Origin of the sequence: Streptomyces sp. NPDC087428, assembly GCF_044744085.1 — a bacterium.
Lineage (GTDB): Bacteria > Actinomycetota > Actinomycetes > Streptomycetales > Streptomycetaceae > Streptomyces.
The window spans coordinates 36,036-58,361 of the sequence record NZ_JBIUXR010000020.1 but is presented as its reverse complement, the minus strand read 5'-3'; the positions used below and the strand labels follow the sequence as shown (position 1 = coordinate 58,361).

Sequence of the window (22,326 nt, the reverse complement as noted above, 5' to 3'; positions counted from 1 at the left end):
TTCCGCGTTGCCGAACGGCTGACTTTCCGGGCGTCCGGCGATTGCGGGCCGGGCTCCGGCCGGCATCCGCGCACCATGTGGCCATGACCCTGGACCGCCCGGCCTACCGCATCAAACGGCACCTGCTCGGCAAACCGCTGACCACCGAGCACATCAGCGACGAGAAGCTGAACAACCGGACGGCTCTCGGGGTGCTCGCCTCCGACTGCATCAGCTCGTCCGCGTACGGCTCCGAGGAGATGCTCCGGGTCCTCGTGCCCGTCGTCGGCGCCGCCGCGTTCACGATGATCATGCCGGTGACCTTCGCGATCCTGCTGGTCCTGCTGCTGCTGACGCTCTGTTACAGCGATGTGGTGATGATCTACACCCGGGCGGGCGGGTCGTACGTCGTCGCCCGGGAGAACTTCGGGCCGAACGTCGCGCAGATCGCCGCCGTGGCGCTGCTCGTCGACTACATCGTCACCGTCGCCGTACAGGTCTCGGCCGGCACCAACGCCCTCATCTCGCTCGCCCATCTGGCCGGCAACCAGTTCACCGGCCTCGACCACCTCCAGCTGCCGGTCTCCGTCGGCGTGATCGTGATCCTCGCGTACGGGAACCTGCGCGGGGTCCGCGAGGCGGGGCGGCTCTTCGCGCTGCCCGCCTACCTGTTCATGGCCGCCGTCGGCCTGATACTGGCCGCCTCCGCGGTGCGCGGGCTCACCGGCGGGCTGCCGCACGCCGATCTGCACGCCGCCGGGGTCGTGCCGCTCGGCACGCCGGGCGACGGCTGGCTCTACGGCGCCTCGCTCTTCATCGTGCTGCGCTCGTTCGCCAACGGCGGCTCGTCCCTCACGGGGCTCGAAGCGATCTCCAACGGCATCTCCGCGTTCCGTGAGCCCCAGGGCCGCAACGCGCGCCGCACCCTCGTCGCCATGAGCGTGATCCTCGGCATCCTCGTACTCGGTGTCTCCACGCTGGCGCACTACACCCATGCCGTCCCGTACACGGACGGCACGCCGACCGTCATCGCGCAGGAGGCCCACCTCGCCTTCGGCAGCGGGGCCGTCGGCACGGTCGGGCTGGTCTTCGTGCAGCTGGCGACCGCGCTGGTCCTCTACACGGGCGCCAACACCCCGTTCACCGGCTTCCCCTACCTGGCCAGCTTCGTCGCCGAGGACCGGTTCCTGCCGCGGGTGCTGACCCGGCGCGGGCACCGCCTCGCGTTCTCCAACGGCATCATCGCGCTGACCGTCGTCTCCCTGGCACTGCTCCTGGCGACCGGCGCCAGCGTGGACAAGCTCGTGGCGCTGTACGCGATCGGCGTGTTCACCGCGTTCACCATGGCGGGGGCCGGCCTCACCGTCTACCACCTGAGGCGCCGGGACCGGTACCGCAGGGCGAAGGTCACGCTCAACGGGCTCGCGGCGGTGACCTCGGCCGCCGTCGTGCTGATCTTCGCGGTCACCAAGTTCACCGAGGGCGCCTGGCTGGTCGTGGTGGTCTTCCCGCTGGGGGTGTGGACGCTCATGCGGATCAACCGCGAGTACCGGCGCGAGGCCGCCGCGCTCCAGGGCATCCAGGCCCCGGGCGCGGACCGGGCGGTGTACAGCCGCCACCTGGTCCTCGTCCTGGTCGAGGCGCTCGACCTGGCGACGCTGATGTCGCTGCGGTACGCCCATGAGCTGCGGCCCGACGAGATCCGGGCGGTGCACTTCGCGATCGACGAGGAGTACGCCAGGCGGCTGGCCGCCCGCTGGGAGGAGACGGCCGCCACGGCCGTCCCGCTGGAGCTGGTGGCGTGTCCGGACCGGCGGCTGCGCCACGCGATGAAGGAGCTCGCGTACCGCAGCACCGAGGACGGCGAGACCTGGCTGACGGTCCTGGTGCCCCGGCGGACGTACAGCAACGCGCTCGGGAAGCTGCTGCACCGGGGCACGGGCGAGAAGATGGGGAAGACGCTGACGCAGCTGCCGCACGTCGTGGTGACGATCCTGCCCTTCGACGTCTCGCGGGCGCTGCGGGCCATGGAGGAGCGGCACCGGAACCGGGCGGGCTGACCCGCCCGGCACCCGGCCCGGGGCCGTCCGGGTGGCCCCTCAGCCGGAACCCCGGTCGCTCGCGTCGTACGCGGCGCGCGCCGCGGCCACCGCGTCCAGCTGCCGTTCCGACCAGCGCGCCAGGCCCCACACCTGCTCGGCGGCCTCCCGGCCCATCGCGGTGAGCGTGTAGTCCACCCGTGGCGGGATGACCGGCTTGGCGTCCCGGTCCACGAAGCCGTCGCGCTCCAGCGTCCGGAGCGTCTGCGACAGCATCTTCTCGCTGACCCCGCCGACCTCGCGGCGCAGCTCGCTGAAGCGGAACGAGCGCTCCAGCAGGGCGGCGAGCACCAGGACCCCCCAGCGGCTGGTGACGTGTTCGAGCACCACCCGGGAGGGACACAGCGGCTCCCGCGCACTCGGTTCCCACGCGGTCAGCTCGCGCACGGTCGGCCGGCGCTCATCCGGCTGCCTCTCCACGCTACTTACGCTCATACCAGTACCTTACTTCAAAGTGGGTACTTTCTTTTGGTTAGTGCTGCCTTTAGGGTGAGTAACAGAACGCACGAACGGAACATAAGCACCTAAAGAGGAGCAACACTCATGAGCATCGTCGTCACCGGAGCCACCGGAGAGCTCGGCCGGCTGGTCATCGACCAGCTGCTGACCACCACGCCCGCCGACGGGATCGCCGCCGTCGTCCGCGACAAGGAGAAGGCGGCAGGCCTGGCCGCCCGCGGCGTCGAGCTCCGGATCGCCGACTACAACCGGCCGGAGACCCTGACCGGCGCCTTCCGCGCCGGTGACCGGGTCCTGCTGATCTCCGGCAGCGAGGTCGGCAGCCGGGTCCCGCAGCACGCCGCCGTCATCGACGCGGCCAAGGCGGCGGGCGTGGCGCAGCTCGCGTACACGGGCGTCCTGGGCGGCCCCGACGCGGACTTCCTGCTGGCCGACGAGCACAAGGCGACCGAGGAGCTGATCCTCGGCTCCGGGCTGCCGTACACCTTCCTGCGCAACGGCTGGTACACCGAGAACCACACGGCCAACCTGGCGCCCGTGCTGGCCCACGGCGCCGTCGTGACCAACGCGGGCGAGGGCAGGGTCGCCTCCGCGCCCCGCGCGGACTACGCCGCCGCGGCCGCCGCGGTACTGACCGGCGAGGGCCACCTGGGCAAGGCCTACGAGCTGAGCGGCGACGTCGCCTGGTCGTTCGAGGAGTACGCCGCCGAGGTCGCCAAGGCGTCCGGCAAGGAGATCGTCCACAACGACGTCCCGGCCGCCGCGCACCAGGAGATCCTGGTCGGCGCCGGTCTGCCCGCGGACTTCGCCGCGATCCTGGTGGACGTGGACGAGGCGACGCGGCGCGGACGGCTCGCCGGCACCAGCGGTGACCTGGCCCGGCTGATCGGCCGCCCGACGACCCCGCTCGCCGAGACCGTCGCCGAGGCGGTCGCCCAGCAGTAGCGGAACACCCGGCGGAAGCCGGGGCGGCAGGGGTGCGCACCAGGGCCCCGGACCCGCGTCATGACCGTCTGGCGATACGGCAATGACACCGGGCCCGGCCGGGGTTACCTTCGTCTGGCCGGCGAAGCGCCGGCGCGCACCTGCCGGGAGGGCTCGTGAAGGGGACGAACGAACAGCGGACCGGGCTCCTGTCCGGATTCGCCGCCTACGGGCTGTGGGGTCTGGTCCCGCTCTTCTGGCCGCTGCTGAAGCCGTCCGGCGCGGTCGAGATCCTCGCCCACCGCATGGTCTGGTCGCTCGGCGTCGTCGGCATCGCGCTCCTCGCGCTGCGCCGCTGGTCCTGGATCGGCGCACTGCTGCGGCAGCCGCGGAAGCTGGCGCTGATCACCGTCGCCGCGATCGTCATAAGCATCAACTGGGGCCTGTACATCTGGTCCGTGAACCACGGCCACGTCGTCGAGGCCTCCCTCGGCTACTTCATCAACCCGCTGGTCACCATCGCCATGGGTGTCCTGCTCCTGGGCGAACGGCTGCGCCCCGTGCAGTGGGTGGCGGTCGGCACCGGCGTCGCGTCGGTGCTCGTGCTGGCGATCGGCTACGGGCAGCCGCCGTGGATCTCGCTGGTCCTGGCGTGCTCCTTCGCGACGTACGGCCTGATGAAGAAGAAGGTCAACATGGGCGGCCTGGAGTCGCTCGCCGCCGAGACCGCGGTGGTGTTCGTGCCCGCGCTCGGCTATCTGCTGTGGCTGGGCGCGCGGGGCGAGTCGACCTTCCTCTCCGGGGGCGCCGGTCACGGGGCGCTGCTCGCCTCGACGGGGGTGGTGACGGCCTTGCCGCTGATCCTGTTCGGGGCCGCGGCGATCCGCGTACCGCTCTCGACGCTCGGTCTGCTCCAGTACCTGGCCCCGGTCTTCCAGTTCATCCTGGGAATCGTGTACTTCCACGAGGCGATGCCGCCCGAGCGGTGGGCCGGCTTCGGTCTGGTCTGGCTGGCACTCACGCTGCTGACCTGGGACGCGCTGCGGACGTCGCGGCGCACACGGACGCAGGTGCTGGCCGCGCGGCAGGCCGCGGCGGAGTCGGCAGAGCCCGCCGCGGACGATTCCGCTTCCCCTCCCCCTCCCTCTTCCGCGGTGACGACCCCGACGCCACGACCCGCACCATGACCGCACCGCGACGCACACCGCGACGCACACCGCACAATAATTGACTCAGTTGCTTTTTTAACTCGGTTACGTTTCTATGGATCGCAACGGAAACGGCAACCGAGGAGTACGCGTGCCCAAGCCCCCGACCACCGTGCTGATCACCGGAGCCGGGCCGACCGGCCTGACCCTGGCCGTCGATCTGGCCCGGCGGGACATCGACGTGCGGATCATCGACAAGTCCCCGCAGTTCCCGCGCAGTTCCCGGGCCAAAGGCCCCAACCCCCGCTCCCTGGAGGTCCTGGCGGACCTCGGTGTCGTCGAACAGGTGCTGGCCGCCGGATCTCCGCCGCTGTCGATGCGCAAGTACCGCGGCGCGGAGGTGATCGCCGACACCGACCCGTACGCGACGGCCCGCCCGGCCCCGGACACCCCCTACGACCGCCCGTGGCTGATCGCCCAGTGGCACCTGGAGGAGATCCTGCGCGCCCGGCTCGCGGAGTACGGCGTACGGGTCGAGCTCGGCGCCGAACTCGTGGGGCTGACCCAGGACGACGACTCGGTGACGGCGTCCCTGGCCGGCGGCCGGGAGATCGAGGCCCGGTACCTGGTGGGCTGCGACGGCGGCCACAGCACGGTGCGCAAGCTGCTGGGCGTCCCGTTCGAGGGGAAGACGAACGAGGAGCAGGTGATGGTCTGCGGCGACGTCGAGGCGGAGGGGCCGGACCGCGGCGTCTGGCACCAGTGGTTCGACGAGGACGGCGGCGTGATGCTCTGCCCGATCCCCGGCACCCGGTCGGGCTGGTGGTTCCAGGCCGCCCCCGAGAAGGACGCCGCCGGCCGTCCCGTGCCCCCGTCGCTGGAGAGCTTCCAGCGGCTCTTCGCCCGGCACTCCGGACGGCCCGGCGGCCTCCTCTCGCGGGCCACCCTGCTCTCCACCTACCGGGTCAACGAGCGCATGGCGGAGCGCTACCGGGTGGGCCGGGCGTTCCTGGCCGGTGACGCCGCGCACGTGCACTCCGTCGCGGGCGGGCTGGGCATGAACACCGGCATCCAGGACGCGTTCAACCTCGGCTGGAAGCTGGCCCGGGTCGCCGCCGGCCGGGCGGCGCCGGAGCTGCTCGACACGTACGAGGAGGAGCGGCTGCCGATCGCCGCCCGCACCCTGGACATCACCGCGGAGCGGCTGCGGGTCACGCTGGAGGCGATCAAGCAGCCGGGGGGCGGCCTGGACTCGGCGGTCACCCCGCAGACCTACGGCCTGGGCGACGGCTACCGCTGGAGCTCCCTGGCCCCCGCCGGCGGCACCGCCCGGCTGCGCGCGGGCGACCGCGCGCCGGACGCGCCCTGCCGCGACGCGGCCACCGGAGCGCCCCGCCGGCTGTTCGAGGCCTTCGCCGGACCGCACTTCACCCTGCTCGGCTTCGGCGCGGGCACCGCACAGGCCCTGCGGGAGGCAACCGCGGCACACGGCGACGAGCTGCGGGCGCACACGGTGACCTCGGCGGACGAGGCGGACCGGGCAACCGGGTCGGCCGGGGCCGCCGCGCGGGGCGGGCTGTCCGACGACGGTGGCCTGGCCCGCTCGGCGTACGGCATCGGGCCGGACGAGGACGACGTACTCGTCCTGATCCGCCCGGACAACCACGTGGCACTGATCGCCCCGGCCGGGGACCACCGGGCCGTCGCGGAGTACCTGAAGGGTGCGGCATTGGAGCGGGCTTGAGCGCGTCGCGGCGGGCGTCCCCCGGATGACCCGCTGCTTATATTTTCCTCACACCTTATGACCCGACCCCTGCGCACGTCCGGGACGCCCCGGACGCTCCTGCGTACCGCGACCGCCACCGCCGCCCTGTCCGCCGTGTCCGTCCTCGCCTGCGGGATCGCTCCCCACGCGGTCGCGGACGACACGGTGGTGACCGTCCATCAGGACGGACTCGGCCCCGACGGCCCCTGGCTCCGCCTCCAGGAAACGACCCCGGAGCGGGACCCGGGGGTCCAGGAGGTCTCCCCGAAGCCCGACCCGGTCCATCTGAACGGCAGCCTGCGCCTGGCCATCGCGGCCGGGCAACAGGCCCAGGCCGCGCACTACTTCAACGCGACGTGGACGCCGGAGCCGATGCGGCCGCTGCTGGACGCGGGCCTCTCGTACTGGGCGTACACGGCGTCCGAGGGCTCCAGCGTCACCAACATCGGCGCCAACCTGCAGCTCCCGGCCTCCTGCGGCGGCTTCACCACCCTGTCGTTCGAACCCGGCACCAACACGGACGTACAGGGCGCCGCGCTGAAGCCGGACACCTGGCAGAAGTACCGGCTCACCGGCGACTCCGTGATGCGGACCTCTCGGGCGGTGGCGGGCATCCCGGCCGGCGGGGACGCCCCGCTGTCGCACTTCGTCACGGCGTGCGAGGGGGCGTACGGGGTGATCGCCAACATCGGCCGGCTCGGCGACCCGAACGGCACGCTGAACACGTACGTCGACAACATCACCGCCAAGGGCACCACCTGGGACTTCGCCGTCACCGGCCGGGCCTCGGCGGCGCTCACGCTCCCCGAGGAGATCAGGGCGGGAGACGGCCCCCGCCCGGCGGACGTCTCCTACACCGACCCGGCGGACGGCCCCGAGTACCAGGGCATCGGCACGCGTCTGACCCTCAAGGGACCGGCCGGGCTGGCGCCGGACCAGCTGACCGTCATGTCCGAGGGCTCCTCGGTCCCCCTGACCCGGCAGACGGACGGATCGCTCACCGGCGAACTGCGGACCAGCCTCCGGGCCGGCGCCACGCTGGAGCCCGGCGGCAAGGCCGGGGCCGCGTTCACCCTGGCCGCGGCGGAGGGCGCGCCGACCGGGCGGCTCGACGTGACGACCGAACTGACCGTCACCGTCGGCGGCACGGACGGTCCGGTGGGGACGGGTGTGAGCGCCACGGGCCACAGCCGGATCACCGCCGACAAGGGGCCGGGCCCCTCGCCCTCCCCCACGCACCCCCACCACCCCAGGCCGACCCCGCCCGGCGGCGGACACGGTGACGGACACGGTGACGGGCACTGGGGCGGTCACGGCAACGGCGGCGCGCCCCTGCCGAACGGCCCGGTCGACGCGGGTGACGGTTCCACCGCCCTGGCCGGCTCCGGCTCCGACGGCCTCTCCGGTCCCGGTCTGGCGATCGGCGCGGCCGGGCTGCTGGCGGCCGTCGCCGCCGCTGTCGGCGGGCTCCGCACCGCGCGGCGCCGGCGCGGTTGAGTACCCGCCTCCCGCGTGAGCGGCCGCCCCGGCGGTCGTTCCCGCGCCGGACCGCGGCGGCCGGGCTGGTCCCGGCCGCCGCGGCGGCGCTGGTCCTGCTGCCGGGCTCCCCGCTCGCGGAGCCCGGCACCGGGACCGCCCCCCGGTCCGGCCCCGCGTCCACGGCGGCGCCCCTCCCCGCCGCCCGTCCCGTCCGCATCGACATCCCCGGACTCCGGGTCAGCGCACCCCTGGTGGGCCTGACCCTGGACGACCGGGGCAGGCTCGGCGTGCCCGACCCGGCGGACCGCAACCTGGCCGGCTGGTACCGGGACGGCGTGACGCCGGGGTCCCCCGGCAACGCGATCGTGGTGGCCCACGTCGACACCCCCACGGGCCCGGCCGCCTTCGCCGGGCTCGACGCGCTGCCGCCCGGCGCCACCGTGGACGTCCGCCGCGCGGACCGGAGGATCGCGACCTTCCGCATCTACGCCACCGAGGAGTACGAGAAGAGCGACTTCCCCAGCACCCGCGTCTACGGCCCGACGAAGGACGCCCAGCTCCGCCTGCTCACCTGTGGCGGCGCCTACGACCGCGGCGCGGGCGGCTACCAGTCCAACGTGGTGGCCTTCGCCCGGCTGGTGTCAGTCCGGCCGGGCTGAGGATTCCGCCACGCCCGAACACCAATTCGACCCCACCGTGGGGTCGTCCGGGTAAGAATGGCGCCATGCCTCTCGACTGGAAGATCGTCATCGACGCCGCCGACCCGCACGCCCAGGCCGGCTTCTGGGCCGAGGCCCTCGGCTACGAGATCGAGGACAACAGCCCCTTGGTCGAACGCCTCCTGGGACTCGGAGCCGTACCGGAGGCGATCACGACGACCGCGCACGGCCGGAAGGCCTGGCGCGACCTGGCGGCGGCCCGGCACCCGGACGACCCGTTCGAGCAGGAGAGCGGAACGGGCCTCGGGCGCCGCCTGCTGTTCCAGCGCGTCCCCGAGTCCAAGACGGTGAAGAACCGCCTCCACCTGGACGTGCACGCCGGACCGGACCGCCGCGACGCGGAGGTGGCCCGGCTGGAGGGGCTGGGCGCGAAGGTGCTCCGCGAGGTCGCGGAACAGGGCGGGACATGGACCCTGATGAGCGACCCGGAGGACAACGAGTTCTGCGTCCAGTAGGCGCGCCCCCTCGCACGGCCCGGAACGCGCGCGTTCTACGGCTGCGCCTGCCACTCCTCCGACAGCAGCCCCAGCACGACCTCGTCCGCGAAGGCGCCGTACACCCACGCCGAACGGCGCAGGGTGCCCTCCAGGGTGAATCCGGCCCTGGCCGCGGCCTTGATCATCGGGAGGTTGTCCGAGAGGGTCTCGATCTGGAGCCGCCGCAGACCCCGCACCACGAATCCGTAGTGGCACAGGGCGCGCACGACGTCGGTTCCGAGATCGCGGCCCCGGAAGTCGGGCCGCAGCGAAATCCCCAGGTGCGCCGCCCTGTTGTGGCCGTCGATGCCCCACAGCAGCGCCTCACCGGCCAGCTCCCCCGCGGAGAGCTCAACCACCGAGAAGCACGCCGCGTCGTCGGAGGGTTCACCGATCGCGTAGGGGGAGTGCTCCGAACCCGGCGCGATGGGCTGCCAGGGCCGGGAGTCGGCGCGTGAGCGTGTCACCACGTCGTCGTACAACTCGGACTGGAGGACCTGGACATCACTTGCGTGGCGGGCTCTGAGCCCGATGTTTCCGCTGCTGATCACCCGGCAGTCCTATCCGAAGGGCGGCGGGCGGACAATCCAATTTCGCGGCGTCCCCCGGCGGGCGCCGGGAGCCGACCGTTTACGCTCGGCCCATGCCTCTCCCACCCGCGTACGCTCTCGTCGCCACGGACCTGGACGGCACCCTGCTGCGCGGCGACGCCACCGTGAGCCCGCGCACCCGCGCCGCGCTCGGCCTCGCCACCGCCGCCGGGGCCCGCCACCTGGTGGCCACCGGCCGACCGGTGCCTGCCGTACGGGAGTTGTTCGCCGCGCTGGGGTACCGGGGGCTCGCCGTCTGCGGGCAGGGAACGCAGGTGTACGACGCCGGAACCGGCCGCATGATCCGTGCGGTCGGCCTGGACCGGGAGGCGGCCGCCACCGCGCTCGGCAAGATAGAGGCCCAGGTGGGGCAGGTCTTCGCCGCGGTGGACCAGGACGGGATCGACGGCGAGACGCTGATCGAGCCGGGCTTCCCCATGCCGCGCCCCCCGCTGTCGGCCCGCCGCACGCGCCACCGCGACGAACTGTGGGCGGCTCCGGTCATCAAGGTGCTGATCCGCCACCCGGAGCTCGACGACGACGCACTGGCGGCCGCCGCCCACGCGGCCGTCGGGGATCTGGCGACCGTCACGCTGTCCGGGCCGGGCACGGTCGAGCTCCAGCCGTACGGCATCGACAAGGGCGCCGGGATCGCGGTCGTCGCCGAGCACCTGGGGCTGGACCCGGCGACCGCGATCGCCTTCGGTGACATGCCGAACGACCTGCCGATGTTCCGCCGGTGCGGGTACGGGGTGGCGATGGCCAACGCCCATCCGCTCCTGCGGACCGCGGCGGACGAGGTGACCCTGTCCCACGAGGACGACGGGGTCGCGGTCGTCCTGGAGCGGGTCTTCGGCCGACCGGGTCAGCGGGTGGCGACAGCCAGGCTGACCACGTAGTGCTCCTCGACGGTCCCGTCCGGGAAGACCTCGGCCAGCACCTCGCGCTCCTCGGCGAGAAAGGCTTCCGTCGCCTCCTTGCCGAGGACCAGGAAGTCGGAGTAGCTGGCGAGGTTGGCGAGATGCGTGTCGAGCGGAACGGTCCGGGTCCACGGCACGTGCCGGTGGACGAAGCCGAGTCCGGCCGGCAGCCGGCGGAACCGGGCCAGGGGGTCGTGCGGGCTGTCCTCGGCGCCGAAGAGGCGGCGCAGGCGCGCGTCCTGGCCGGCGATCCAGCCGAGGGTGCTGTCCGAGTCGTTCCACCAGAGGGCGAGCGCACCACCGGGGCGCAGGACCCGGAGGGCTTCCGGGACGGATGTGCGCTGATCGGTCCAGTGCCAGGCCTGTGCGTAGGTGATGACGTCGACGGAGGCGGAGGCCAGCGGCAGGTGGTCGCCGTCCCCGATCACGAGGGGGACCTCGGGCAGGCCGAGACGGAACTGCGCGGCCATCCCGGGGCCCGGTTCGACAGCGATGACGTGCGCGCCGCGGTCCCGGAGAAGCCGCGTCGCCAGACCGGTGCCCGCCCCGACGTCCGCGACGCGCGCGCCTTCCCACGGGCGGCCGGTCAGTTCCGCGACCGCGTCGAGCAGTTCGGGCGGGTACGAAGGGCGGTTCGCGGCGTACGCGGCGGCGGCCGTGTCGAACGAGCGGGCCTGCGAGGTGATGGTCATACGGACATTGTTGACGGCCACGGGTACGCGGCGCCGTGCTTTTCGCGCCTTCCCCGGCAGGGTCAGGAGCGGCCGTGACCGGGCCGGTCCTCGTCGGGGCCGGGCACGGCCAGCAGGAATTCGGCGCCGCCCTCGAGCATCCGCGCCACCTCGGCCGAGCGCGGGAGCATCGTCTTCTCGTAGCCGCGCACCGCGTCGTCGACGGTGGCGGAGCGTACGAGTGAGAGCGCGAGCTCGCTGGCGTCGAGCATGGCGAGGTTGACGCCGACGCCCAGCGGCGGCATGAGGTGTGCGGCGTCCCCGAGGAGTGTCACGCCGGGCGAGTGCTCCCAGGTGTGCGGCACCGGCAGGGCGAGGATCGGGCGATCGACGTAGGGGCCGTCGTTGTCGGTGATCATCCGGAGCACCTCCGGTGACCAGCCCGCGAACTCGCCGAGCAGCCGCGCGCGGATGCCCTCGGTGTCCTCGGGGCGCAGCCCCGCCGCGGCGGTCCAGTCCAATGGGGCGCGCCGCATGATGTAGACGCGCAGGTGGCCGCCGCTGTTGCGCTGCGCGAACAGGCCGCGCTCCCCGTCGGCGGCGTGGGCGCTGCCGTTCCCGACCAGTGCGGCGAGTTCGGGGTGGGCGGTGTCCACGGCGTCGAACCGCGCCTCCAGGAAGCCGACCCCCGTGTAGTGCGGTGTCGCGGGCGACAGCGCGGCGCGGACGCGGGAGAAGGCGCCGTCCGCACCGATCACGAGATCGGCCTCCGCGGCCGTCCCGTCGGTGAACGTCAGCGTGCGCGGTCCGCCGGCCGCTCCGCTCACCGACTCGAGAGCGCGACCCCACCGGACCGTCCCCGGTGCGAGCGAGCGCAGCAGGAGATCGCGCAGCTGTCCGCGGTCGATCTCGGGGCGGGCGGTTTCGCCCTCGTCCGGGACGTGGTGGGCGATCATGCCCCCGGCCGGGTCCAGTTGGCGCATCTCCTGCCCCTCGAACCGGGCGAGTGCGAGGAACTCCTCCAGCAGGCCGGCCTCGCGGAGGGCGAGTTGGCCGTCGTCCTCGTGCAGGTCGAGCGAGCCTCCCTGGTTCCGGGAGGTCCGGTCCGGATCGCGGTCGTACACGGTCACCGCCATGCCGTGCCGCTGGAGGACGCGTGCGCAGGTCAGGCCTCCCGGACCTGCGCCGATGATGCCGATGCGGGCGTCGGCGGGCGTCGGACTGTTCATGGTGGGTTCCTCTCGTCGGCGGGGTTCCGGTGACGCCGCGGCGCGGCGATGTCCGGTGTCGCGGCCCGATCGGCGGCGACCCCTGTCGGTACCCAGCAAAGCAGGAACGAGTGAATAACTGCAACCATTACAGTTTCTGCTTCATTCCACCCATGGGGTACAGTGGGCGCCATGCCCGAGACTCCGACCGTTGGCCGCCGCGAGCGCAAGAAGGCCGCGACCAGGCAGGCCATCGCCGACGCCGCCCTGGAACTCTTCCTGGAGCACGGATTCGAACAGGTGAGCGTCCGAGATGTCGCGGAGAAGGCCGACGTGTCGACGACGACCCTCTTCGCGCACTTCCCGGGCAAGGAGGCGCTGGTCTTCGACCGCGAGGCGGAGGTCGAGGCCGAGCTGATCGCCGCCGTCCGCGATCGGCCCGCGGGCCAGGACGTGGTCGAAGCGCTCCGCGCTCACGCCCTGAGGTCCTGGGTGCGGGTGGCGTCGGATCCGCGCCGGGACCGGTTCACCGCACTGGTGGACGGGACGCCCGCGCTGCGCGAGTACTGGGAACGCATGTGGATGCGGCACGCGGGCGCGCTCGGCGCGGCCATCGCGGCGGAACTCGGCCGGGAGGCCGACGATCTCGCGTGCTCGGCCCTCGCGCGGTTCGTCCTGGAGGTCCCGGCCCTGGCCATGGCCGGACACGATCCGCGTGCCTCCGTGGACACGGTGTTCGATCTGCTCACGCACGGCTGGCAGTCGTCACAGCCCGGCTCCGGGGACACGGCCGCGGAGCGCCGGAAGAGCTGACACGGCCGGCCGGACCGGCTCCGGTCCGGCCGGGGATCGCGCGAGCGCTCAGGCAACCGCCCCCATCGACCGCAGCACACGGTCGACCAGCGCCGCCACCGCCTCCGGGTCCTGCATCGGCTTGCGCAGCAGGTGCCGGTAGTAGACCGGGCCGTACAGCATCTCCACCGCCAGCCGCAGATCGGCGCCCGGCGGGATCCGGCCCCGTTCCTGAGCGACGCGCAGCCGGGTGACCACCTCTTCGAAGCGGGGTTCGATCAGCTGGGTGCGGACCGTTTCCGCCAGTTCGTCGTCGTGGTGGATCTCGGAGAGTATGCCGGCGTACGCGGGGCCGAAGGGCGGCACGGAGAGCACGGCGACCGCGCCGTTCACATGGGTCCGCAGGTCCGCGGCGATGTCATCGGTGTCGGTGGGCGGGTTGCCCTGGACCAGCGCCTCCGTGAACGCCTCCAGCAGGACCGCGCTCTTCGACGGCCACCAGCGGTAGATCGTCTTCTTGCTGACACCCGCCCGTGCCGCGATGGCCTCGACGGTGACGCGGCCGTACCCCTTCTCCGTACAGAGGGCGAGGGCCGCGTCCAGGGTCGCCCTGCGTGAGCTCTCGCTGCGGCGCAGTGAACTCGGCGATGTGATCATTCGGTGAGCATAGGGCCGTTCGAGCCAATCGTTGTTGACAGTCCGTCGCCAGAAGTCGAACAATGCTCAGGCGGAAACGGAACGTAGCGTGTCGGCTCGTTCCCACCCTTCGCACCGTTCGTGCCGTTCGTGCCGCGACGAGCCGATCGGGGGACGGCTCGCCCGGCCGACGGTACGGGTGAGAGCCCCGGCCGCCCTCAGGCCGTGATGTCCTTCGCCGTGAAACGCGCCCAGGCCGCCGAGCCGAACACCGCCGCGTACAGCCCCTGGAGCTCCAGGTTCCTCACCAGGTCGTCCCAGTAGACCGGGGCGCGCAGCAGGTCCGCGAAGGACAGCCAGTAGTGCGGGAAGAGGTACGGGTGAATCCCGTGCAGCTGCGGAATGGTGTCCACGATCTGCACCGTGATCAGGACCCCGACCGTCGCCGCCATGGCCGCGATGCCGCTGTTGGTGAGGGTCGAGACGAACAGTCCGAGCGCCGCGAAGCCGATCAGCGACACCGCGACCGCCACCGCGACCAGCACCGCCCTGAACAGGCCCTCACCGAAGCCGATCCGGGTGCCGGAGATCGTCGTGACGTCGCCGACGGGGAACAGCAGCGCGCCCACGGCCAGCGCGGACGCCGCCACGACCAGGGTCGCGATCAGGCAGAAGGCCAGCGTGGTGGCGTACTTGGCGAGCAGCAGCCTGGTCCGGCCGGCCGGTGCGACCAGCAGATAGCGCAGCGTTCCCGCGTTGGCCTCGCCCGCGACGGAGTCCCCCGCGATGACGCCCACCGCCATCGGGAGGAAGACCGGGAGCGTCGCGGCGAGGGAGGCGAAGACCAGGAAGAGGCCGTTGTTCGTCACCTGGGAGAGGAACGCGGGCCCGGCCCCGCCCTCGCCGGGACCGGCCGGTGAGCCGTCCGCCGTCTCGATCCGGACCGCGATCCCGATCAGTACGGGGACGGCGGCCAGCACCCCGAGCAGGGCGAGGGTGCGCCAGCGGCGCAGGGTGGTGGTCAGTTCGGAGCGGAGGATGCCGAGCGTCCACAGCGGGTTGCGCCGGAGCGGGAGGGCCTCCTCGCGTACCTGTTCAGCCTGCGACATCGAATCCCTCTCCGGTGAGCGCGACGAAGGCGTCCTCCAGGGAGGCCCGTTCGACGCCGAAGGACCTGACCCGTACTCCGCCGTGCACCAGGGCGGCGTTCAGGTCGGCGAGTTCGGCGGAGCCCGGCGGGGCGTCGGCCCGTACCCGGTCCCCGTCGAGGGTGAGCCCGGTGACTCCGTGTTCCTTCAGGACGCGGGCGGCCGCGGCCGGGTCCGGGGTGGTGACGGCGAGCCGGCCGCGGGTGCCCGCCGCGAGGTCGGCGACCGGGCCCTGGATGAGCAGCCTGCCCCGTGCCATGACCGCCGCGTGCGTGCAGACCTGCTCGATCTCGTCCAGGAGGTGGGAGGAGAGGAAGACCGTGGTGCCCTCGGCCGCCAGCTCCCGGACCAGGGTGCGGATCTCCCTCATGCCCTGCGGGTCCAGGCCGTTGGTCGGCTCGTCCAGGACGAGCAGCCGGCGGGGCCGGAGCAGGGCCGCGGCCAGGCCGAGCCGCTGCTTCATGCCCAGCGAGTACGCCCGTGCCTTCTTGCCGCCCGCGACGGCCAGGCCGACCCGCTCCAGGGCGCCGTCGACGCGGGCGCGGCGGGTGCGCGGATCGGCGGTCGGGTCGGCGCGGTCGTAGCGCAGCAGGTTGTCCCGGCCGCTCAGGAACCCGTACAGCGCGGGCCCCTCGATCAGCGCGCCGACGTGCGGGAGCACGGTGCGGGCCGCGTCCGGCATGGGGCGGCCCAGGACCCTCACCGTGCCGGACGTCGGGTCGATCAGCCCCATCAGCATCCGGATGGTGGTGGTCTTCCCGGAGCCGTTGGGGCCGAGGAAGCCGAAGACGCTGCCGCCGGGGACGGTGAGGTCGAGCCCGTCGACGGCGAGCTGGCCGCCCCGGTACCGCTTGGTCAGGCCCCGGGTCTCGATCACGGGCGCCGCGTCCGCCGCCGGCCGTGGGCCGTTCACGGTCCCGGGGCCGGTCACCGGCTCGGTCTCGGTCATGCGTACTCCCCAGGGGTTCGCCGGAGCGGATGCGCGGCGGCGGGCGCCGGACCGCGTCCGCCCCGCCGTACGGAGGCTACGGCGGGGCGGACGCGTGGTGCACGCGTGGGCGACGGTGTCGCGTGACAGGGACTGCCGGGTCACCCGACGGGCTGCTCAGCCGGCGTTGTCCGCCGCCTTCACCAGCGCGTCCTTCGTGACCGCGCCGACGTACATCCGGCCGTCATCGGTCATCAGCGCGTTGACCAGGCGGGTCTTGAAGACCGTGCCCGAGCCGAACTTCCCGGTGACCTTGTCACCGAACGAGTCCAGGAGCCCCTGTACCTCCGCCGGTACGTCGCCCGACGCCTTCGAGGGGATGCCGGTGCCGCCGGGGGTCTTGATCTCGGCGATCGCGGTCCAGCCCTTGCCGATCACGTTCATGTCCTTGAGCGCGCCCAGGCCGCCCTCGGCCTTCTCCGCCTTCCGGGCCTCCGCACGGCTTCCGGCACCGTCCGCCTCGGTGACCTCGGCGCCCTTGGGCGGGGTGAAGGAGAACGAGGACGCGTCGGGCTTGCCGAAGTCGACGGAGGTGAACCCCGCGTCGACCGCCGCCTTGCCGCCGCTGCTGGGCCGGAGCGTGAACTTGAGCGGCACGCCGGTCTTCGCGTCCACCGCGACGGTGATCGAACCGATCGTGGAGCCGCTCTGCTCGGGCTTGATGACCAGCCGGTACGCGTCGCGGCCCGCGACCTGCGCGGTGCCCCCGACCGTCACGGACGTGGTGCCGTCGGCGGCCTTGAGGGCCTGCTCGGCGAAGGCCTTCGGGGTGGTCGGTACGCCGTCCGGGGCCGGGTGCTCGCCGCGCTTCGTCGCGCCCCCCGCCTTCTCCTTCGCGTGGTAGACCGCGTTCGACTTGCTGTCGTACGCCCAGACCTGGTCACCGTTGTGGATGAGGCTGTACTCGGACGCGTTGTCCAGGACGGACACCCGCTGCCGGTCGGGGCCGTCGGCGGCCACCCGGAGGGTGTGCGTGCCGGACGCCAGCTCCGTCAGCTTCGCCTGCGGGTCGGCGCTCGACGCGCCCTTGTCCCCCGCGTCGTCCGGGATGAAGGAGCCGGCCAGGCCGTCGAGGGACGGGATGCCGAGGTCGGTGCTGATCTTCACCGTGCCGGACAGCTGCTGCGTGTCCGAGGCGGCGATCTTCTCGATGAGTTCCTGTGCGCTGATCTCCGGCAGATCGGGGTCGCCCGAGCTCGCGAGCGCCGGGACCAGCCCGATCGTCGCGGCCGCCACGCCCGCCACCGCTACCGGGACGATGTAGCGCACCGCCTTCCGGCGGCCCGCGACGGTGCCCGTGGTGCCGTGCGGGGCCGTGTTGCCGGTGCCCGCGCTGTCGTTCGGTGCCATGTGTGCCCTACCTCCGTGGTCGGCGGCTTCCGTCGGGATGCACTCGTCCACTCCGTGCCGCCATTGTCACCCGTTTTGGTCAGGAGTGGTTGTTCTCCATCTGACCAAATCGGGCGGCCTGAAGCGTCAGCCCGGGGGAGCAACTCCGCGTACCTCTTCGGTATGACACCGAGGGGCTGTCGCCCCACCGACCCGTAGGGGACGGCGAGCAGACCGCGTCCGCCATCCGACCGAAGGTCACCCGACAGGCTCTCAGCCCGCGCGGTGCACCACGGCGTCGCACATCTCTTCCAGCGCGGACTTGGCGTAACAGCCGGGCAGCGGCGCCAGCGTGGCCCGCGCCTCCTGCGCGTACCGGATGGTGTCGTGCCGGGCCTGGTCGAGCGCCGGGTGGGCGCGCAGCCGGCGCAGCGCCTCCGCGAGCCGGCCGCCGTCGGTCAGGTCGCCGTCCAGCAGCTCGACGAGCTCCAGGTCGTCCGGCTTGCCGTCGGCCTCGGCCTGCGCCCTCAGATGGAGCACGGGCAGCGTCGGGATGCCTTCGAGGAGGTCGGTGCCGGGGGTCTTGCCGGACTCGTGGGAGTCGGAGGCGATGTCGAGGACGTCGTCGGCGAGCTGGAAGGCGACGCCGAGCCGTTCGCCGTACTGGGTGAGGGTGTCGGTCGCCGAATCACCGGCACCGGCCATCATCGCGCCGAACCGGCAGGCCACGGCGACCAGCGAACCGGTCTTGCCGCGCATCACCTCGAGGTAGTGGTCGACCGGGTCGCGGCCGTCGCGCGGCCCCGCCGTCTCCAGGATCTGGCCGGTGACCAGGCGCTCGAACGCCTCCGCCTGGATGCGCACCGCCTCGGGGCCGAGGTCGGCCAGGATGTGCGACGCGCGCGCGAAGAGAAAATCGCCGGTCAGCACCGCCACCGAGTTGCCCCAGCGGGAATTGGCGCTGTCGACCCCGCGCCGAACGTCGGCCTCGTCCATCACGTCGTCGTGGTAGAGCGTCGCGAGGTGCGTCAGCTCGACGACCACGGCGGCGGGCACCACGCCCGGGGCGTCGGCGTCACCGAACTGGGCCGCGAGCATCGCGAGCAGCGGCCGGAACCGCTTGCCCCCCGCGTGCACCAGGTGCTGCGCGGCCTCTGTGATGAAGGGCACCTCGCTCTTGGTCGCATCGAGCAGCCCCGACTCGACAGCAGCCAAACCGGCCTGGACACCGGCTTCAAGAGCCTGGTCCCGCACGCTCAGTCCGAACGGCCCGACGACGGTCACGAGGGGATCTCCTGTCTGCTGACGATCACACGGAATGTCGATGTGTCGCTGTCATCACTCAAGTCAGCGTATCCGGTCCCCTTTGGATCACCGTGGGCGCCTTCCCGCCACCGCCGGTATGTTCGGGATCAGCTCATACGATCAGGAGTTGTCCCTTTGTCCCACACCGCCACCGACACCGAACCCGCCCAGCCCCCGCCCGGCGACGACCACGCCTTCTTCGGCCAGCCACGGGGTCTGATGACCCTGTCCGGCCTGGAGGTCTGGGAGCGGTTCTCGTTCCTCGGCATGCAGGCGATCCTGGTCCTCTACTTCGCCGACACCGTCGCCAACGGCGGCATGGGGATGGAGGCGGGTACCGCCGCGTCCGTCTCCGCCGCCTACGGCACCCTCGTCTACCTGGTCTCCGTGGCCGGCGGCTGGCTGGCCGACCGGATCCTCGGCTCGTACCGCGCCGTCCTGTACGGCGGCATCCTCATCGCCATCGGCCATTACGCCATGGCGGTGCCCACCGACGCCATGACCTGGGTCGGCCTCGGCCTGATCAGTGCCGGAACGGGCCTGCTCAAGCCCAATGTGGCCACCATGGTCGGCAAGCTCTACCGCACCGACGACGAGCGCCGCGACGCCGGCTTCGCCCTCTACTACATGGGCATCAACATCGGCGCGTTCCTCGGCCCGCTGGTCACCGGCTGGCTCGGTGACCACGCGAGCTGGCACTGGGGCTTCTCGGCCGCCGCCTTCGGTATGACGCTCGGCCTGATCCAGTACGTACTGGGCCGGCGTCACCTGGCCGGGCGTAAGAACACCGCCGAATTCGCCCTCGCCCCCGCACCGATGCGCCGGGCCGTCCGGCTCATCGTCATCGGCGTCCTCGTGTTCGCCGCGCTCGCCACCGCACTGGCGCTGGCGGGCTGGCTGACCATGGACCGCTTCGTCGACCTGCTCACCCTCATCTCGGTGATCGCACCGGTCGTGTACTTCGTGGTGATGTTCAGGAGCCCCCGGGTCAGCGCCGAGGAGCGCGGCAGGCTGCGCCCGTACGTGGTGCTGTTCCTGGCCTCCGTCGTCTTCAACTTCATCCTCTTCCAGGCGTACTCGACGATGATGCTGCTGGCGTCGACCAACGCCCGCACGGAGATCTTCGGGTTCCACTTCCCGGCCAGCTGGTACGCCTCCGCGCTCGGCGCGTTCGAGGTGGCACTCGCTCCGGTGGTCGCCGCCGTCTGGGCGAGGATGGGCCCGCGCCAGCCGCACGCGTCCAACAAGATCGCGATCGGCGTGATCCTCGGCGGGCTCTCGTTCCTCCTGATGGTCCTGCCGACCTCCGGGCACTCCGACGACACCTACAAGATGGCCGCCTGGTGGATCGTCGGCTCGTACCTGCTGCTCGGGCTCGGCGACATCCTGCTGGAGACCTCCGGCATGTCCGCGACCACGAAGCTCGCCCCCAGGGCGTTCGCCAGCCAGACGATGGCGCTCTGGTTCCTCTCACTGGCCCTCGCCAACGGAATCCAGGCCCAGATCGTGAAGCTGTACGGCGAGGTATCCAACCCCGCCTACTTCGGTGTCAATGGCGCTATCGCGGTGGTGGCCGGTGTGGCCGTCGTCGCCGCCGCCCCCTGGCTCAAGCGCACCATGCACCCCGTCCACTGAGGTACCCCCATGCACATCCGCACCGAATTCCCGTACGAGACGACCCGCGAGGACATCTGGATCCCGCTGCCCGGGGGCACCTCCCAGGCCGAAGGCTCCGGGGGAGGCACCCGGCTGTACGCCCGGATCTGGCGGCCGGTCACCGACGAACCGGTGCCCGCCCTGCTGGAGTACCTGCCCTACCGGCTCAGCGACTGGACGGCGCCGCGCGACGCGCAGCGCCACCCCTGGTACGCGGGCCACGGCTACGCCTCGGTACGCGTCGACGTGCGCGGCCATGGCAACAGCGAGGGGCTGCCGGGCGACGAGTACGACGCGACCGAGCTCGCGGACGGTGTCGCCGTCATCCACTGGCTGGCCCAGCAGGAGTGGTGCTCGGGCCGGGTCGGCATGTTCGGCATCTCCTGGGGAGGCTTCAACTCCCTCCAGATCGCCGCGCTCGCACCCGAGCCCCTGAAGGCGATCGTCACCGTGTGCTCGGCGGACGACCGCTACGACAACGACGTCCACTACATGGGCGGCTCCGTCCTCGCCGTGGACATGCACGCCTGGGCCGCCACGATGCTGGCCTTCGTCTGCCGGCCGCCCGACCCGGCCCAGGTCGGCGCCGGGTGGAAGGACATGTGGCTGGAGCGGCTCGAAGCGGTCGACCCCTTCATCCACACCTGGCTGGCCCACCAGACCCGCGACGACTACTGGAAGCACGGCAGCGTCTGCGAGGACTACTCCGCCATCAAGGCGAACGTCCTCGCGGTCGGCGGCTGGCACGACCCGTACCGCGACACCGTGCTGCGGCTCGTCGAGCACCTGGACCCGGCGAAGGTCCGGGGGCTGATCGGGCCCTGGTCGCACCAGTACCCCGACCGCGGTCTGCCGCCGGGGCCCGGCATCGGCTTCCTCCAGGAGACGCTGCGCTGGTGGGACCAGCACCTGAAGGAGAAGGACACCGGCGTCATGTCGGAGCCGCTGCTGCGGTCCTGGATCAGCGAGTCGCACCGGCCCGCCACGGTGTACGAGACGCTGCCCGGCCGCTGGGTCGGGGACACCAGCTGGCCCTCGGAGAACGTCGCGCCGGTCGCGTACGCCCTCAAGGGCGGACCCCAGATCGTCGACTCGCCGCAGCAGACCGGGGTGGACGCGGGCCGGTTCTTCCCGTTCGGCAACGACGCCGACCTGCCGCCCGACCAGCGCGACGAGGACGCCAAGTCGGTGTGCTTCGAGTTCCCCGTCGAGGACGCCCCGATCGAGATCCTGGGCCGCCCCCGGGTGCGGCTGCGCATCTGGATGGACGTACCGCGCGGCCAGGCCGTCGCCCGGCTCTGCGATGTCGCCCCCGACGGCTCCTCCACGCTCGTCACCCGCGGCGCCCTCAACCTCGCCACCCGGCACGGCCGGGACCGCGCGGAGGACTGGCCGGTGGGGGCGGCCGAGGACGTGACGTTCGAGCTGAACGGCATCGGGCACACCTTCCCGCCCGGCCACCGGATCAGGCTCGCGGTCTCCTCCTCGTACTGGCCCTGGATCTGGCCGCAGGCCGGCTCCGCGGGCTTCACCCTGGACGCCGGGGGCAGCCTCGTCGAACTGCCGGTGCGCCGGCACACCGAGGACCCCGCGATCCACTTCGAGGAGCCGGAGCAGTCGGAGCCGCTCGGCGTCGTCCACCCGGCCACGCTCGACGAGCAGCGCCCCGAGCGCCTGGTGATCCGCGATGTCGCCAAGGGCGAGTGGCGGATGGAGGTGGACCCGCGCTACGGCGGCACCCGGGTCTACCCGGACGGCCTCGAATTCACCGAGGACGCCGTCGAGACGTACGCGATCCAGGAGAACGACCCGCTCTCCGCGCGCACCCGTTCCGACTGGACGGTCCGGCTGCACCGGCCGGAGATGGCCTGGGACGCCCTGATCGAGACGCACTCCGAGATCACCGCCGACGCGACCCACTTCCTCACCTCCAACGAGGTGGTCTGCAAGGACGGCGGCGAAGTCGTCTTCCACCGGACCTGGGAGAAGCGGATCCCGCGCACGGCCGGGTGAACCGTTCCGCCGTATCCCCGCC

General features: G+C 72.4%; 20 protein-coding genes. 11 read left to right on the top strand and 9 right to left on the bottom strand.

The annotated features are described in order from the left end of the window. Nucleotides 1-83 precede the first annotated feature (83 nt). Complete coding sequence (locus tag ACIO3R_RS34215) at nt 84-2,039, top strand: APC family permease (RefSeq protein ID WP_385035465.1); 1,956 nt, start codon at nt 84-86, stop codon at nt 2,037-2,039. Nucleotides 2,040-2,078: 39 nt separating this feature from the next. On the opposite strand, the gene ACIO3R_RS34210 is transcribed toward ACIO3R_RS34215, so the two are convergent. Then, nucleotides 2,079-2,513: a winged helix-turn-helix transcriptional regulator gene (locus tag ACIO3R_RS34210; protein ID WP_402110924.1), complete on the bottom strand. Its 435-nt coding sequence runs from the start codon at nt 2,511-2,513 to the stop codon at nt 2,079-2,081. A 108-nt stretch (nt 2,514-2,621) separates the two neighbouring features. Between ACIO3R_RS34210 and ACIO3R_RS34205 the strand changes: the two genes are divergently transcribed. The 6 genes from ACIO3R_RS34205 (at nt 2,622) to ACIO3R_RS34180 (ending at nt 9,027) form a co-directional block, all read left to right on the top strand. Continuing rightward, a complete protein-coding gene (locus ACIO3R_RS34205) occupies nt 2,622-3,482 on the top strand; it encodes an SDR family oxidoreductase (protein WP_402110922.1) in 861 nt (286 codons plus the stop codon). Between the two features lie 155 nt (nt 3,483-3,637). Next, a complete protein-coding gene (rarD, locus tag ACIO3R_RS34200) occupies nt 3,638-4,648 on the top strand; it encodes an EamA family transporter RarD (protein WP_385035459.1) in 1,011 nt (336 codons plus the stop codon). 112 nt (nt 4,649-4,760) lie between these two features. Further along, nucleotides 4,761-6,353 (top strand): FAD-dependent monooxygenase, encoded by a 1,593-nt coding sequence (locus ACIO3R_RS34195; RefSeq protein ID WP_402110920.1) that lies wholly within the window; start codon nt 4,761-4,763, stop codon nt 6,351-6,353. A 57-nt stretch (nt 6,354-6,410) separates the two neighbouring features. Continuing rightward, complete coding sequence (locus ACIO3R_RS34190; protein ID WP_402110918.1) at nt 6,411-7,871, top strand: hypothetical protein; 1,461 nt, start codon at nt 6,411-6,413, stop codon at nt 7,869-7,871. Beyond that, nucleotides 7,868-8,512 (top strand): class F sortase, encoded by a 645-nt coding sequence (locus ACIO3R_RS34185; protein ID WP_402110916.1) that lies wholly within the window; start codon nt 7,868-7,870, stop codon nt 8,510-8,512. The genes ACIO3R_RS34190 and ACIO3R_RS34185 overlap by 4 nt, the downstream gene beginning before the upstream one ends. A gap of 65 nt (nt 8,513-8,577) precedes the next feature. Beyond that, nucleotides 8,578-9,027, top strand: coding sequence for a VOC family protein (locus ACIO3R_RS34180; protein WP_385037707.1), 450 nt, complete (start codon nt 8,578-8,580; stop codon nt 9,025-9,027). A gap of 35 nt (nt 9,028-9,062) precedes the next feature. On the opposite strand, the gene ACIO3R_RS34175 is transcribed toward ACIO3R_RS34180, so the two are convergent. Then, nucleotides 9,063-9,599 carry a GNAT family N-acetyltransferase gene (locus tag ACIO3R_RS34175; protein WP_402110914.1) on the bottom strand — a complete coding sequence of 179 codons (537 nt, stop codon included), beginning with the start codon at nt 9,597-9,599 and terminating at the stop codon, nt 9,063-9,065. 92 nt (nt 9,600-9,691) lie between these two features. Here ACIO3R_RS34175 and ACIO3R_RS34170 point away from each other — a divergent pair, with 92 nt between their 5' ends. Then, a complete protein-coding gene (locus tag ACIO3R_RS34170; RefSeq protein WP_385037701.1) occupies nt 9,692-10,537 on the top strand; it encodes an HAD family hydrolase in 846 nt (281 codons plus the stop codon). On the opposite strand, the gene ACIO3R_RS34165 is transcribed toward ACIO3R_RS34170, so the two are convergent. Both ACIO3R_RS34165 and ACIO3R_RS34160 read right to left on the bottom strand, forming a co-directional pair. Further along, nucleotides 10,504-11,250 (bottom strand): class I SAM-dependent methyltransferase, encoded by a 747-nt coding sequence (locus ACIO3R_RS34165; RefSeq protein WP_402110912.1) that lies wholly within the window; start codon nt 11,248-11,250, stop codon nt 10,504-10,506. The genes ACIO3R_RS34170 and ACIO3R_RS34165 overlap by 34 nt on opposite strands. Nucleotides 11,251-11,312: 62 nt before the next feature. Further along, nucleotides 11,313-12,458, bottom strand: a complete 1,146-nt coding sequence (locus tag ACIO3R_RS34160; RefSeq protein WP_402110910.1) for an FAD-dependent oxidoreductase — start codon at nt 12,456-12,458, stop codon at nt 11,313-11,315. A 171-nt stretch (nt 12,459-12,629) separates the two neighbouring features. On the opposite strand from ACIO3R_RS34160, the gene ACIO3R_RS34155 reads away from it, so the two are divergent. Then, nucleotides 12,630-13,250 carry a TetR/AcrR family transcriptional regulator gene (locus tag ACIO3R_RS34155; protein WP_385037692.1) on the top strand — a complete coding sequence of 207 codons (621 nt, stop codon included), beginning with the start codon at nt 12,630-12,632 and terminating at the stop codon, nt 13,248-13,250. A gap of 48 nt (nt 13,251-13,298) precedes the next feature. Here the strand turns inward: ACIO3R_RS34155 and ACIO3R_RS34150 are convergent, their stop codons facing one another. The 5 genes from ACIO3R_RS34150 to ACIO3R_RS34130 form a co-directional block, all read right to left on the bottom strand. Then, complete coding sequence (locus ACIO3R_RS34150; RefSeq protein ID WP_363024372.1) at nt 13,299-13,886, bottom strand: TetR/AcrR family transcriptional regulator; 588 nt, start codon at nt 13,884-13,886, stop codon at nt 13,299-13,301. A 197-nt stretch (nt 13,887-14,083) separates the two neighbouring features. Continuing rightward, complete coding sequence (locus ACIO3R_RS34145) at nt 14,084-14,974, bottom strand: ABC transporter permease (RefSeq protein ID WP_385037688.1); 891 nt, start codon at nt 14,972-14,974, stop codon at nt 14,084-14,086. Continuing rightward, a complete protein-coding gene (locus tag ACIO3R_RS34140; protein ID WP_402110909.1) occupies nt 14,961-15,962 on the bottom strand; it encodes an ATP-binding cassette domain-containing protein in 1,002 nt (333 codons plus the stop codon). The genes ACIO3R_RS34145 and ACIO3R_RS34140 overlap by 14 nt, the downstream gene beginning before the upstream one ends. A gap of 156 nt (nt 15,963-16,118) precedes the next feature. Beyond that, on the bottom strand, nt 16,119-17,351 hold the full coding sequence (locus tag ACIO3R_RS34135) for an outer membrane lipoprotein carrier protein LolA (protein WP_402110908.1): 1,233 nt from the start codon (nt 17,349-17,351) through the stop codon (nt 16,119-16,121). Between the two features lie 252 nt (nt 17,352-17,603). Then, nucleotides 17,604-18,614 (bottom strand): polyprenyl synthetase family protein, encoded by a 1,011-nt coding sequence (locus ACIO3R_RS34130; protein WP_385037680.1) that lies wholly within the window; start codon nt 18,612-18,614, stop codon nt 17,604-17,606. A gap of 156 nt (nt 18,615-18,770) precedes the next feature. On the opposite strand from ACIO3R_RS34130, the gene ACIO3R_RS34125 reads away from it, so the two are divergent. Next, nucleotides 18,771-20,270: a peptide MFS transporter gene (locus tag ACIO3R_RS34125; RefSeq protein WP_402110907.1), complete on the top strand. Its 1,500-nt coding sequence runs from the start codon at nt 18,771-18,773 to the stop codon at nt 20,268-20,270. 9 nt (nt 20,271-20,279) lie between these two features. Continuing rightward, complete coding sequence (locus ACIO3R_RS34120; RefSeq protein ID WP_402110906.1) at nt 20,280-22,304, top strand: CocE/NonD family hydrolase; 2,025 nt, start codon at nt 20,280-20,282, stop codon at nt 22,302-22,304. Nucleotides 22,305-22,326 lie beyond the last annotated feature (22 nt).